The sequence below is a fragment of the Enterobacter sp. HMSC16D10 genome, from assembly GCF_001807145.1.
Classification (GTDB): domain Bacteria; phylum Pseudomonadota; class Gammaproteobacteria; order Enterobacterales; family Enterobacteriaceae; genus Enterobacter; species Enterobacter roggenkampii.
Genome location: NZ_KV787861.1, coordinates 22,353 through 32,735 on the forward strand (window position 1 = coordinate 22,353; position 10,383 = coordinate 32,735).

The 10,383-nt window shown below is 51.9% G+C and carries 16 protein-coding genes; 14 read left to right on the forward strand and 2 right to left on the reverse strand.

Translation table 11 applies throughout. The annotated features are described in order from the left end of the window. Nucleotides 1-137: 137 nt before the first annotated feature. Nucleotides 138-572: a hypothetical protein gene (locus tag HMPREF3143_RS07890; RefSeq protein WP_000883925.1), complete on the reverse strand. Its 435-nt coding sequence runs from the start codon at nt 570-572 to the stop codon at nt 138-140. A 17-nt stretch (nt 573-589) separates the two neighbouring features. Then, nucleotides 590-1,705 carry a phosphoadenosine phosphosulfate reductase domain-containing protein gene (locus HMPREF3143_RS07895; protein WP_070532525.1) on the reverse strand — a complete coding sequence of 372 codons (1,116 nt, stop codon included), beginning with the start codon at nt 1,703-1,705 and terminating at the stop codon, nt 590-592. Between the two features lie 268 nt (nt 1,706-1,973). On the opposite strand from HMPREF3143_RS07895, the gene HMPREF3143_RS07900 reads away from it, so the two are divergent. From HMPREF3143_RS07900 to HMPREF3143_RS07965, 14 genes are all read left to right on the forward strand, one after another. Beyond that, nucleotides 1,974-2,582, forward strand: coding sequence for a hypothetical protein (locus tag HMPREF3143_RS07900; protein WP_000849071.1), 609 nt, complete (start codon nt 1,974-1,976; stop codon nt 2,580-2,582). 4 nt (nt 2,583-2,586) lie between these two features. Next, nucleotides 2,587-3,108, forward strand: coding sequence for a hypothetical protein (locus tag HMPREF3143_RS07905; RefSeq protein ID WP_000393784.1), 522 nt, complete (start codon nt 2,587-2,589; stop codon nt 3,106-3,108). Nucleotides 3,109-3,110: 2 nt separating this feature from the next. Next, complete coding sequence (locus HMPREF3143_RS07910) at nt 3,111-3,632, forward strand: hypothetical protein (protein ID WP_000805800.1); 522 nt, start codon at nt 3,111-3,113, stop codon at nt 3,630-3,632. A gap of 96 nt (nt 3,633-3,728) precedes the next feature. Next, nucleotides 3,729-4,202, forward strand: coding sequence for a hypothetical protein (locus HMPREF3143_RS07915; RefSeq protein WP_000057877.1), 474 nt, complete (start codon nt 3,729-3,731; stop codon nt 4,200-4,202). 10 nt (nt 4,203-4,212) lie between these two features. Further along, nucleotides 4,213-4,506 (forward strand): hypothetical protein, encoded by a 294-nt coding sequence (locus HMPREF3143_RS07920; RefSeq protein ID WP_175441114.1) that lies wholly within the window; start codon nt 4,213-4,215, stop codon nt 4,504-4,506. A 4-nt stretch (nt 4,507-4,510) separates the two neighbouring features. Next, nucleotides 4,511-5,365: a hypothetical protein gene (locus tag HMPREF3143_RS07925; protein ID WP_000539392.1), complete on the forward strand. Its 855-nt coding sequence runs from the start codon at nt 4,511-4,513 to the stop codon at nt 5,363-5,365. After that, the gene (locus HMPREF3143_RS07930) at nt 5,365-6,324 is read left to right on the forward strand and encodes a S49 family peptidase (protein WP_000829616.1); all 960 of its coding nucleotides are present in this window, start codon (nt 5,365-5,367) and stop codon (nt 6,322-6,324) included. Before HMPREF3143_RS07925 ends, HMPREF3143_RS07930 begins: the two co-directional genes overlap by 1 nt. 15 nt (nt 6,325-6,339) lie before the next feature. After that, the gene (locus HMPREF3143_RS07935) at nt 6,340-7,200 is read left to right on the forward strand and encodes a DsbA family protein (protein WP_070532531.1); all 861 of its coding nucleotides are present in this window, start codon (nt 6,340-6,342) and stop codon (nt 7,198-7,200) included. A 33-nt stretch (nt 7,201-7,233) separates the two neighbouring features. Then, on the forward strand, nt 7,234-7,662 hold the full coding sequence (locus HMPREF3143_RS07940; protein WP_000591074.1) for a hypothetical protein: 429 nt from the start codon (nt 7,234-7,236) through the stop codon (nt 7,660-7,662). A 56-nt stretch (nt 7,663-7,718) separates the two neighbouring features. Then, nucleotides 7,719-8,078, forward strand: coding sequence for a hypothetical protein (locus tag HMPREF3143_RS07945; protein WP_000422768.1), 360 nt, complete (start codon nt 7,719-7,721; stop codon nt 8,076-8,078). Continuing rightward, nucleotides 8,078-8,524, forward strand: coding sequence for a Fe3+-siderophore ABC transporter permease (locus HMPREF3143_RS07950; RefSeq protein WP_000919345.1), 447 nt, complete (start codon nt 8,078-8,080; stop codon nt 8,522-8,524). Before HMPREF3143_RS07945 ends, HMPREF3143_RS07950 begins: the two co-directional genes overlap by 1 nt. Next, nucleotides 8,521-9,039: a nitrite reductase gene (locus tag HMPREF3143_RS07955; protein ID WP_000210758.1), complete on the forward strand. Its 519-nt coding sequence runs from the start codon at nt 8,521-8,523 to the stop codon at nt 9,037-9,039. The genes HMPREF3143_RS07950 and HMPREF3143_RS07955 overlap by 4 nt, the downstream gene beginning before the upstream one ends. Continuing rightward, entirely contained in the window at nt 9,039-9,269 is a 231-nt protein-coding gene (locus tag HMPREF3143_RS07960; protein ID WP_000972663.1) for a hypothetical protein, read from the forward strand. Before HMPREF3143_RS07955 ends, HMPREF3143_RS07960 begins: the two co-directional genes overlap by 1 nt. Then, nucleotides 9,256-10,113 carry a hypothetical protein gene (locus HMPREF3143_RS07965; RefSeq protein WP_001167032.1) on the forward strand — a complete coding sequence of 286 codons (858 nt, stop codon included), beginning with the start codon at nt 9,256-9,258 and terminating at the stop codon, nt 10,111-10,113. Before HMPREF3143_RS07960 ends, HMPREF3143_RS07965 begins: the two co-directional genes overlap by 14 nt. Nucleotides 10,114-10,383 lie beyond the last annotated feature (270 nt).

Sequence of the window (10,383 nt, forward strand, 5' to 3'; positions counted from 1 at the left end):
AGTAATATCAATGTGTTGAGTGGTGATTTAGAACGCCTAACCTGTCTTTAACCGTTTTTAATCCTTTATACAAAGATCTAAAGATCTTTATATTTATCCTTTTGATCACTGAACAAAAAATAATCAACACTGTTTTTTTAGAAAAAAGTCTCGTATGCAAGGCCGAACAGGACGAGTATCACCAACAAGATAAGCATCGACAGCACAAAGTAACCAGACTCGTACATCACAGCTTTGATCACAGAAACGACGCTGATCGATCTTCCAGAGATCCTCCCGATGATCCACTGAAACGCAACGAACGAACCAAGCCCACAGATCAGAACCACCGCTACGGAGACAAGTGCATGTTCCCTCAGGACAGACTCACTCAGGAAACCATACTGCATCCCCATCAATACAAGCCTGCCAATGCCAAAACCCAGGCCCAATGCAACAGCTCCACGAACCAGCACGACCTTCAACGACTGGAGCCATGTCAGCTCAAGATCCATCCCCTTACGGGAAGACCGACGCACCAGCACCGTAGATATGCCCAACCCCAAAAACACCAAAAAAACAAAATCCAACATTGCCACCTCTGCACAAATCAATCAGAACCACAGGCCTCTCGGCCAAATGCGCCACCAGGGAGAACCCACTTCTGCCCCTCCGGCACAAAAATCGGGAGCGTGTAATCTTCTCTGGATACCTGCTCCAATGCCTCAACATCACTAATCTGTATCGGCGCAACAGCAGAACCTAAATCTATTACGTCGATTTTTTTTCTTGATACCGTCACACCAAAGGTTTGTTCATACTGAGCAATTTTCCCAGCTCGTTCAGGCCAGTAGTGACGGATCGTGGACCAGATACGCTGTGAGTTGTAGATGCAGGTCATACACGACGACCGGCTCCAGCCAAGGCGATAAGGGACTGGGGCCAGGATGCGGTGACGCTCGATTACTTCCCATCCCTCCTCCTCAGTCCAATGAAGAACGGGCCTCCAGGCATCAACTAACCGTGCAGTCTTCCCATATCTTCTGTCACAGGCATGAGCCTCAAGCTGGTTGTACTTGGATCTGTTTGCACTTTCCTCCCGGCGCTCACCAGTGATGAAAAGGATCTTCTTCCCCTTGAAGCGCTCCTGGTTATTAAGAGCTCTGCGGCCAACATCGATCTTCAAGGCTGATGAGCACCACCTTGTTTGGAGTGATGGCGATTGCTGAGGGAAACGAAGGCGCGTACCAGGCTTAGAGCGCTTATGGTCTCTAGGCAGCACCAGAAGCCCCTCAGGCGTCTCTACACGATGGGGGTGGCTATAGGCATTGTCTTTGAGCATTTCGCCCTCAAAGCCGCCCTCAAGCCACGAGAAGTACATTGGGATACCCAGTTCTTCCCCGAGCTGACGACAGTAATCACGCATGAAGGCCCAATCCATCAACGAACTGCCTTCCTGACCATCAACATCATGGTGCCAGAACTCCACCTTTGACTTATCAACACCCATGTCCACCAGCCGCAAGTACGCAGCAATCGAGTCTTTGCCTCCAGACAGGCAAACAATGATGTGATCGTACAAACTCAGGTCCACATCCGGAGCGGAGAAGTACGTTGTTCTATCGTCACAACGCTGACTGGAAGATATGCCGGTAAGAACCGACTCCAGTGATGGCAACACCACCTGGTCATCGAACAAATCTCCTTGGTTTTCTCGTCTCAACATAAGTCGCTCTTTTTTCTTTACTGGGTTGTTTTTATGATTTACAGTATTATAAAATGATACTGTGAAAAGTAAAGTTTTCAGAACGACTAATCACTCAGGAGAACTTGATAAGCACCAGAAAGCAATCTAAAGGTGGTTTTTCGGTGAGGTTAGTTCAGGGGCAACCTGCCGCTGCTGATTGGAAATCATCAAGAAGTGGCTTTTTGGTGGGGTTACGGTTTGAAGGGGTGAGTATGTGGGAACGTTGCACGGTTAAAGGGGGCCGCACATGAAAACGATAAAGCGGTTCATCGTATGGGTGAATTACGGTCTTGAGGGTTGGAGCATTTTCGGATCGAGCGATGACTGGGATGAAGCGGTATCCATCCGTTCGGAAGCGATAGACGAATGCAATATTGACGAGGAAGACATCATCTTGGCAGAAAACAAAAACGAGCTGGTGGTAAAACCTGCGGCCAAGCAAATGACGGAGTGGCACCGGGAACTGGAAGCCGTCCTTATGACCTTGGATGACTGCCAGATGGAATGTGACGGTATGACATGGGCAGTAAGCCACCTACTCAATGAAGCGGGTGTACCTCATGACTGCATGTATGGCTTTGTGCGAAACGAACAGACCAAGGACATCGTGACACCGCATTTCTGGGTTGTCCTGGATGATGGGTGGCTGGTGGATCTGAGGCTACGCATGTGGCTGGGCGATCACGACAACATTCCTCACGGGGTATTCCATCCCGATAACGAGCCAGGACTTTTCTACAAGGGAGACCCGGTTCAAAACCATAAAGGGATGAGACTGGGCAAAGCCGTCCTGGACATCATGACCGACGGAAAACTTTCACATGTGAAAGTTCCTGAACGACAAGACGGAGAGTAATAGCGTGGAATTTGATTACGACAAGTCAGTATCAAACGCACATCTTGAGGCCGCAGGCTGGGGTATGGATGCCTTTAACCACTCCAACCCATTTGAGAGTCATGTCATCTATGTGCGTGACTACCGCAACGATCACATCCGCCTGTTCACCATCAAGCAGGCTGACTTCGACACGATAAAGCTGCCGCTTCACCTTACCTCCGACATGCTGGCTTTGGTGATCGCTGAGTTCGTATCGAAGGCAGCAAAAGGGAAGTTGAATACGAAGGAGTCCGACACGCTGGCTCCTGCCTTGGTTGGCTATGCCAAATCAACAGAAACCTACCGGAGCTGGCGGAGAGTTTCTGGAGCAACAGAGCGATTGCATATGGTCATCAATATCTATGCGGGTTCTGAATTGCTGAGACCTTTCATCGCTCGGGCTCCTGAGACCGTCCTGACGACCCAAGAGCTACTGGTCTTCTCATCACAGGTTAAGAGCATGGATGTATCCAATCATCCAGAGTGGTTTAGGGGCCGGAGGTAGTCATGAAGCCAGTTCTCTGGATATTCGTCCTGATCATCGCCCCTTTCGTCATTGCGAAAGTGGACCAATGGCGCAAACGCGGCATTGGAGACACCTGGGCGTGGTGGAAATCAGAGAACATGCCTTATGAGCTGCGCTCGGCCACTCTGTTTTTGTCCGAACAGGACATATCAACCACACAGCCGGTGCCCATGCACGGCAGGGTTGATCAGGTGTACCAAACCAAGAATGGGGTTCTCATTCCCTTGGACACCAAGCTGCGCCAGGTAAACCACATCTATGAGTCGGACATTATCCAGCTCTCGGTTTACCGGGTAATTCTGTCACACAAGTACAAGGCACCCGTTGCCAAGTACGGCTATGTCCGAACCGTTGTTGAGACAGCGGACGGGGATAGAGTCCGTTACATCAAGACAAACCTTCTCAGCGAAAAAGAAGTGGTCAAGCTGTGGCACCGCTATCAATCCATCCGTTCTGGTCAGGTAAAAACCTCCTGTTCCTGTGGCGGAAAGTTTCACATGTGAAAGTTCTGGATTGAATCAGGGTTGCCCGAATTGGGCAGCTAGGCGGGGTTGCATTTTTGAAAAGTCCTGTACGCTGGTTGGTATAGGAGGTGAATAGTGGCCCAGCTTAAACATAACCGCTTCGTCATGTTGGGGTCCTTGGTAGCGACGGTCGTAGCTGCCGCCAATGGCTTGAGTTTTCTCACCCTTATGGCTGGTGGAATGACCCTTCTCCAGTTCATGGCTTGGAAGCAACAAGATGCTGTCCGGAGCCGGTTTAAAGCTGCGAAGGATGCGTTTGAAGCGTTGAACGTCATTGCGTTCGACAAGCACTGGGTAGGTTCAACCGCGACGGTCGCCAAAGTGTCGAACATGATCACACCGCCCGAACGACTGGATAAGCCCTGGGCGGTGCAAGTTCTGGCCGTGACCAAAGGTGGGACGTGGTTCGCGGTGGATCTGCAAGTGACCGGCACTGACAAGGTTCAGATGCTTAGCCTCCACCAGCTTAGTGAAAAGGCGGCAAAGACCATGCTGGCCTTCGACCTCGAAGTGTATGAGAAATTTTTCGGAAAACCTGATGTTGCATGAGGACAATGTGATGGAAAAAGTCAAAAGCGTAGATGCCGTGGAGTTCACGGCAGCAGATAAGAAGGCGATGACCCATGCGGCATACGCCCAGTGTTTCTTCATTCTGGCCCAAGTGATGGCATTCCCTTCCCTGGGGGTGGCTGGCGCTATGGTTGCTGCTCTGTGCGGCATGATGCCGTGGTTGACCAAGTTCGCCAAAGAGGGTCCATCGAAAGCCTTTGGCATGGTGATGGCTTCACTCTGCCTTGCTCCTGTGTACGGGAAACTCTGTGAGCTGGTGGTCCACGCGATTCAGGGAGCTTGAGCTTATGGGGGTAGTACGAGTTCCCTACCTCTTGGCTGAGCTGAAAGAACGCGGATGTGCTGATGAATCTGCTCTGGCGCAGGTTATGCAGCCTGGATGCCGAATTGGAGAGGAAGACCTGCGGAAGTTGGCCGCAAATTTAGGGCTTGAAGTGTCCGAGCTGGCACCAGCGCCAGAGAACGCGGCCAACACCCGGTTCAAAGCAAAGCTGAGAGGAGGTTTGGCCTCCTTTCTTTTTGAGTACGACGGCTGTTTCCGACATGCAGAAGGCTCCAGCCATGCAGAAATGTTGGGTATCGAGCAAGAAGACGACATAGGTCTTCCGAGTCGAGCTGCTGACGCCATGCTCCTGGAGAAGACGCTTTACCAGGTAATCGCTCGGGCTAAGTACATGCTCGGCAAAATCGACAGCAAGTTTGTCAGGTCAGAACAAGCAATCGAGTTCCGTGAGCAACTTGCTCCTGGGATCTTCAAACCAGGTTACAGAGGTTTCCGATTCAAGGAGGCTGCCGCTGGTGATTTGCCTACTGTCATGATTGACGGTCGGAAGTTCAACTGCGTTGCCAGCATAGCCAGAGCACATGGACTTGATCCGGTAACGGTGCGTAGGCGCATTGCGGACACCGGGAAGGCCGCAGACAAACTCTCCAATGATGAGTGGAAGCTCATCCTCGCCAAGAAAAAAGGTAAAGGGAAACCCTTCACCTATCTGGACAGGACCTACAGCAACATTGCTCAGTTCTGTCGTGAGCATCAGCTCAACACCAACCTTGTTTACCAGAAAGTCAAAGACCGGGCTGATAGCGCTGATGAAGAGTTCTGGGGACTGATAATCGAAACATGCAAAAGGAAAAACTAATGGCAGAAAACAAAGAGATCCCCTGGGAGAAAGAACTCATTGAGAAGTACATGTTCACCCTGCATAAAGAGCAGGTGAAAGACCGGCGCTGGCGGACCATGTTGCGTGTGCTTCGCGCATCTGGTTTCGTGCTTCTCATGATCGGCTTCATCATTTTGGCATCTAATCCGGGTGGGATGCCGTGGCAAAGCGCCAAGGCAGGAGCCCCTCACACCGCGTATATCAACATCCGTGGTGAAATTGCTGCTGGCACTCTGGCCGATGCTGATCACCTTATCCCGTCCATCCAAGCTGCATTCGACAACCCGAACTCACAAGCTATCGTGCTTCGCATAAACAGCCCTGGCGGTAGCCCGGTTCAAGCAGGACGGATTTATGACGAAGTGAAGGCGCAGCGAGCCCTTCATCCGGAGAAAAAGGTCTACGCCATCATTGATGACATCGGTGCCTCTGGCGGTTACTACATCGCCTCTGCTGCGGATGAAATCTATGCTGACCGCGCCAGCCTTGTCGGTTCTATCGGCGTCATCAGCTCGGGGTTTGGATTCACCGGCTTGATGGACAAGCTCGGCATCGAGCGCCGGGCTATCACTTCCGGAGAGCACAAAGCGCTTCTCGACCCATTCTCCCCTCTTACCTCTGACATGAAGAAATTCTGGGAGGGCGTTCTATCGAAAACCCACCAGCAGTTCATCGAACGAGTGAAGGCTGGGCGGGGTGATCGACTGAAAGACGACCCAGAGGTGTTTTCTGGATTGCTCTGGAACGGGGAGCAGGCCAAAGACATTGGGCTGATTGATGGCCTGGGTAGTTTGAACTCCGTGGCGCGAGACGTCATCCACCAGAGCAACTTGGTGGACTACACACCAACCGAAGACATCATCCGGCGACTGACCCAACGAGCGAAGCTCGAAGCCAGTTCCTTCGTGCAAGAACTCAGCGCTGTGAAAGTTTACTGATAGGAGCAGTTTGATATGACAGAACAAAGTACCAAATCACTACGTCTCGGGGTTGTTGCCGCCATTCTTTTGGGGCTCGTAGGAACCGGGTTCGGGATCTACCAGTTCGTGAAAGAGAAGGATCTGGCGCAAGAGATCGCCAACGTGAAGTCTACGGTCAACCAGGTGAAGGATGCCGAAGGCGTCACCTTCAAAAGCAAGGCAGAGTTTGAAGCTGCTGTGGCCGAAAGCATCAACAAGTTTGTCGCGCAGAAACAACAAGCCGACATCGATCAGAAGTATGCCCAGTTCGAGGCAGCACCTGAGAAGGTCGAAGAAGGCAAACACATCTACGGGGACCTTGGTGCTCGGTTCACGCTGGTGGAGTTCTACGATATGGAGTGCCCATTCTGCAAGCGATTCCACGACACACCCAAACAAATTGTGGATGCCAGCAAAGGCAATGTGAATTGGCAGTGGAAGCACATGCCTCTCGATTTCCATAACCCGGCAGCTCACAAGGAAGCTCTGGCCGCTGAATGTATTGCTGAGCAGAAGGGCAACCGTGGCTTCTGGGTCTTCGTTAACGACATTTTCCACCATACCCAGGGGAATGGTGGCGGTGTTGCTGACCTGGCCTCTGTTGTCACTGGTGTTGGTGCTGATCTGGATGCGTTCCGGGAGTGCCTCGGCTCAGGAAAGTACGAAGACAAGGTTGAAGCTGACATCCAGAAAGCCAAGAGCTATGGCGTCAACGGGACACCAGCCACTTTTGTAGTGGACAACCATACCGGCAAGAGCCAGCTTCTCGGCGGCGCTCAACCGGCGCAAGCCATCATGGCCGTGATGCGAAAAATGATGATTGAGTCGCAACAAGACGACTCCGCGAACCAATAAAAACTTTCACATGTGAAAGTGGAGTGAGAACTGATGATCAAGATTACAACTAAATTGGGATGCCTTCTGGCGGGGCTGCTTGTCCTGTCGGCTTGCTCAAGCGTCCCTCAGCCAAACAACGAATACGCGAAGGCCTTGGATGATACCAAACAGGTATGCGCTGCCTGTGCCCTGGTTGGTAATGACCTGCTGGTTGCCCTCAACAAGTCATGCGACACCCCAATGACCCCCGAGACTCTTACAAGCGTCATGAACAGTAACCCGATGTTTGCCGCCATGATGGCAATTAACTCCATAGGTGGAACCGACTTCTATCAGGTTTACCGTGATGCGGCCATAGACACCCTGCGGTGCAATGAAATGGACAGTTGGCCTGATCGGACCAAGGTGCGTTTCCAGCAGCCCGACATGCAAAAGGCGCTGGCCTTGAGGGTTTCTGCCAGACAGCAGAAGGCAAATTAACTTTCACATGTGAAAGTCAGGCTCTCCGGGGCCTGATTTCACTATGAGGTGAATCTATGGAGTTACAAGAAGCAAAAGAGGCTCTCGATAGCCTTCATCCACACAAGGCCTCAGCGCCTTTGAGGCTTGTCATCCACCAGCCAGGTGGGATTGGTGGAACCCCTACAGTGGGGGTGAAAGCTATTCACGCAGGCTTTGACTGGGACAGCAACACCATCCTGATCTATCCGGAAGAGCAGCTCACCCGGTTGACGCCGGATGAGGTCGCCGCCATCACGAAGTCAGTATCGAAAGGACAGTCCTGGCATTCATATCAGCAGTTCAAGAAGTATCGGGAGCAGTTGGCCGAAGCCACGGAAGAAATTAATAGGCTCAGGGCTGAGCTGGGCAGGTATCAGAATAACGGGAGGGGGTAATGCTAAAACGCGGAATTATCAATCTCGCTGCTAGTTACATCATTGTTGATGCCCTACTCCGGAATGCAGCAATTTGGATCTTTGGCTTGTCCTTCTCCGTTGGTGGCACTTACGTCACTGGCGAGGCCAGTACATGGGTCGTTTACCTAGCCACTTCTGGTGCCATGACACTCTGTTCTGTCGTAACAGCCTACCTGCTCGTGACCTATCACCGCTGGGGGCTGATGACGGCCAGGGTCTGGTTGCTATTGAGTGCCTGCCTAAACGGCTATGCCGTCTATTTGAGTAGCCACAACATCCAGTTGGTGGTGGCACTGCTTTCCAGCCTGTTTATTGCTTTGTGGATGCTCAAGACCCTTGAGCAACCAGCAGTGAAGGGGACGTACAAGGTAATCGCTGATCTTCACCGTCAGCTATGGGGAATGTTGAAGGGGCAAACACAATGACGACGAATACTCAAAACGCGAACGCCAACCAGGTTCGGTCTTTACGCGACATGCTTGTCCCCGCCCTGTTGTTCTATGTGGTGATGACGGCCATGTTTGTGGGTCTTGACGCATTCATGGATAAACCCACCAGCATGAACCTGCCATTTATGCCGTTCCTTGTCTCGATGGTGAGTTTTACCAGTGACGCACGTCGAGCGTGGGACTGGCGAAACGGGACCAAGGTTGTAGCTGTATTGACTGCGGTAACCATGCTGTTGGCATTCATCTATCAGCTCGCGGTCGGAGAGATGAATCTCTTAGGGGTTGGTATATACCCGGCCACAGCCATCCTTCTGTTGGCAATCTCCTGGGTGATTCGCGCTATCGGAAAGACAGCACCTTTCCAGTTCCTGGGGAGACACCTGGCGCGGTTTGGTGCATCGAAGTGGGTCCAGCGTACCGCCGCAGTCATTGTGCTCGCGGGAGGCCTTGCCATCACTATCTATGCCTACTGGCTTAACCACGGGAGCTGATGATGATCATTGCAACGAAGAACGGCTTTCTGGTGGCCGCAGAACTAATCAGGGAAGAGGCCGGGTACTGGCTACTACAGCCTCGTGACCAAAAGACGCCGGTCAGGGTGAATAAGCAGGATAACAATAAACGCGCTTTCACGCATATGGGAGACGCCCTTCGCTGGGCCGGTGATCCTGAGCTTGCAAAGCAATTCGATGCCGAGGGGGAAGAACATGCAAATTCGTGACTACATGACAAAGTTGTTTGACGCATTTGGTGATGTGGAGGAAGTCACCCGAGAAATGCTTCTGGAGCAGGCGGAGCTCATTCATACGATCAGCGATAAGTGTCAGAGCACAGGCCTGTTTCTGGATAGTCAGGTTCGTTTCAACCAGTTCGTTCAAGAGATTGAGGCTGACGACAAGGTAGAGGATCGGTTGCTTCATGCTTGGTGCTGGGTAATGGACCGAATAGTGAAGGCTCCAACATCCTTTCACATGGATGGGGCTGTGATTTTGACAATGCCTCTGGTCGCCAGATACCTGCCACCGGTTGAACAGGAGCCGGAAACCATCGTGGTGAATCTCGATGAGGACTACAAGGCTCCTGTAGGCAACCAAACGCTCTGCGAGCTCGTTATGGAACGGAGGCATTGGCCGCAAGGTGCAACCTGTGCGACCCAAGAAGCGGACGGGGGAGTCCTCTACTGGGACGCCCCGGTTGATGTGGTAGAGGAAGGCAGAAAGGTCGCCGGTAAGCACGGCATGATGGCCGAGATCGGATTGAAACATCAGGTTGATGCCTGGTATGCAGATATGGACGAAACACGGCTCGCAACCGATTGGAACACCGCCGTCATTACGCCTCACTGCTTGCTGCTTTCCTATCTGGATGTGCTTCAAAAGAACAAAGTTCCCTTTGATGAAGGTGTGCAGCTCGCTGCCGAATGGGTGAAGCAACTTGGCGGGGAATTTCGTGAAGACACTGAGGAAGCGCCGGAAGCTGAGGCTTCAGTGCTTTCCCTGGGGAGAGCCACGGCTCATTGCTTTAAACCCTATCCGGACACAAAAAATTTCTATTACGAGGCCTAAGCCTCACCCAAACAGGAGGATCAAGATGCGATACCAGGTATTTAAAACGAAGGAAGGGGGCCAGCCGGTGTTTACGGCACCGTGGTACTGGTTGGCCTCTGCCATTGCTCACTGGTCATCTCTTAACTGGGATGCCTGTCGAATCGTAGACAGCAAGGTGGATGAAACAAGGCTCTGTTGGGCCAAGGCTCTACCGGCTGGGAAAAAAAAGTAATTTGGATGGAGTGATTATGAGGTTAGGGAAGGTGCGAACAAGTTCCTGATATGAGA

Excerpts from the sequence above, each read along its gene's own strand:
- HMPREF3143_RS07945 (WP_000422768.1), top strand. The coding sequence starts at position 7,719 with ATGGAGTTACAAGAAGCAAAAGAGGCTCTCGATAGCCTTCATCCACAC.
- HMPREF3143_RS07900 (WP_000849071.1), top strand. The coding sequence starts at position 1,974 with ATGAAAACGATAAAGCGGTTCATCGTATGGGTGAATTACGGTCTTGAG.
- HMPREF3143_RS07910 (WP_000805800.1), top strand. The coding sequence starts at position 3,111 with ATGAAGCCAGTTCTCTGGATATTCGTCCTGATCATCGCCCCTTTCGTC.
- HMPREF3143_RS07920 (WP_175441114.1), top strand. The coding sequence starts at position 4,213 with ATGGAAAAAGTCAAAAGCGTAGATGCCGTGGAGTTCACGGCAGCAGAT.
- HMPREF3143_RS07965 (WP_001167032.1), top strand. The coding sequence starts at position 9,256 with ATGCAAATTCGTGACTACATGACAAAGTTGTTTGACGCATTTGGTGAT.
- HMPREF3143_RS07940 (WP_000591074.1), top strand. The coding sequence starts at position 7,234 with ATGATCAAGATTACAACTAAATTGGGATGCCTTCTGGCGGGGCTGCTT.
- HMPREF3143_RS07895 (WP_070532525.1), bottom strand. The coding sequence starts at position 1,705 with ATGTTGAGACGAGAAAACCAAGGAGATTTGTTCGATGACCAGGTGGTG.
- HMPREF3143_RS07950 (WP_000919345.1), top strand. The coding sequence starts at position 8,078 with ATGCTAAAACGCGGAATTATCAATCTCGCTGCTAGTTACATCATTGTT.
- HMPREF3143_RS07930 (WP_000829616.1), top strand. The coding sequence starts at position 5,365 with ATGGCAGAAAACAAAGAGATCCCCTGGGAGAAAGAACTCATTGAGAAG.
- HMPREF3143_RS07955 (WP_000210758.1), top strand. The coding sequence starts at position 8,521 with ATGACGACGAATACTCAAAACGCGAACGCCAACCAGGTTCGGTCTTTA.
- HMPREF3143_RS07925 (WP_000539392.1), top strand. The coding sequence starts at position 4,511 with ATGGGGGTAGTACGAGTTCCCTACCTCTTGGCTGAGCTGAAAGAACGC.
- HMPREF3143_RS07960 (WP_000972663.1), top strand. The coding sequence starts at position 9,039 with ATGATGATCATTGCAACGAAGAACGGCTTTCTGGTGGCCGCAGAACTA.
- HMPREF3143_RS07890 (WP_000883925.1), bottom strand. The coding sequence starts at position 572 with ATGTTGGATTTTGTTTTTTTGGTGTTTTTGGGGTTGGGCATATCTACG.
- HMPREF3143_RS07935 (WP_070532531.1), top strand. The coding sequence starts at position 6,340 with ATGACAGAACAAAGTACCAAATCACTACGTCTCGGGGTTGTTGCCGCC.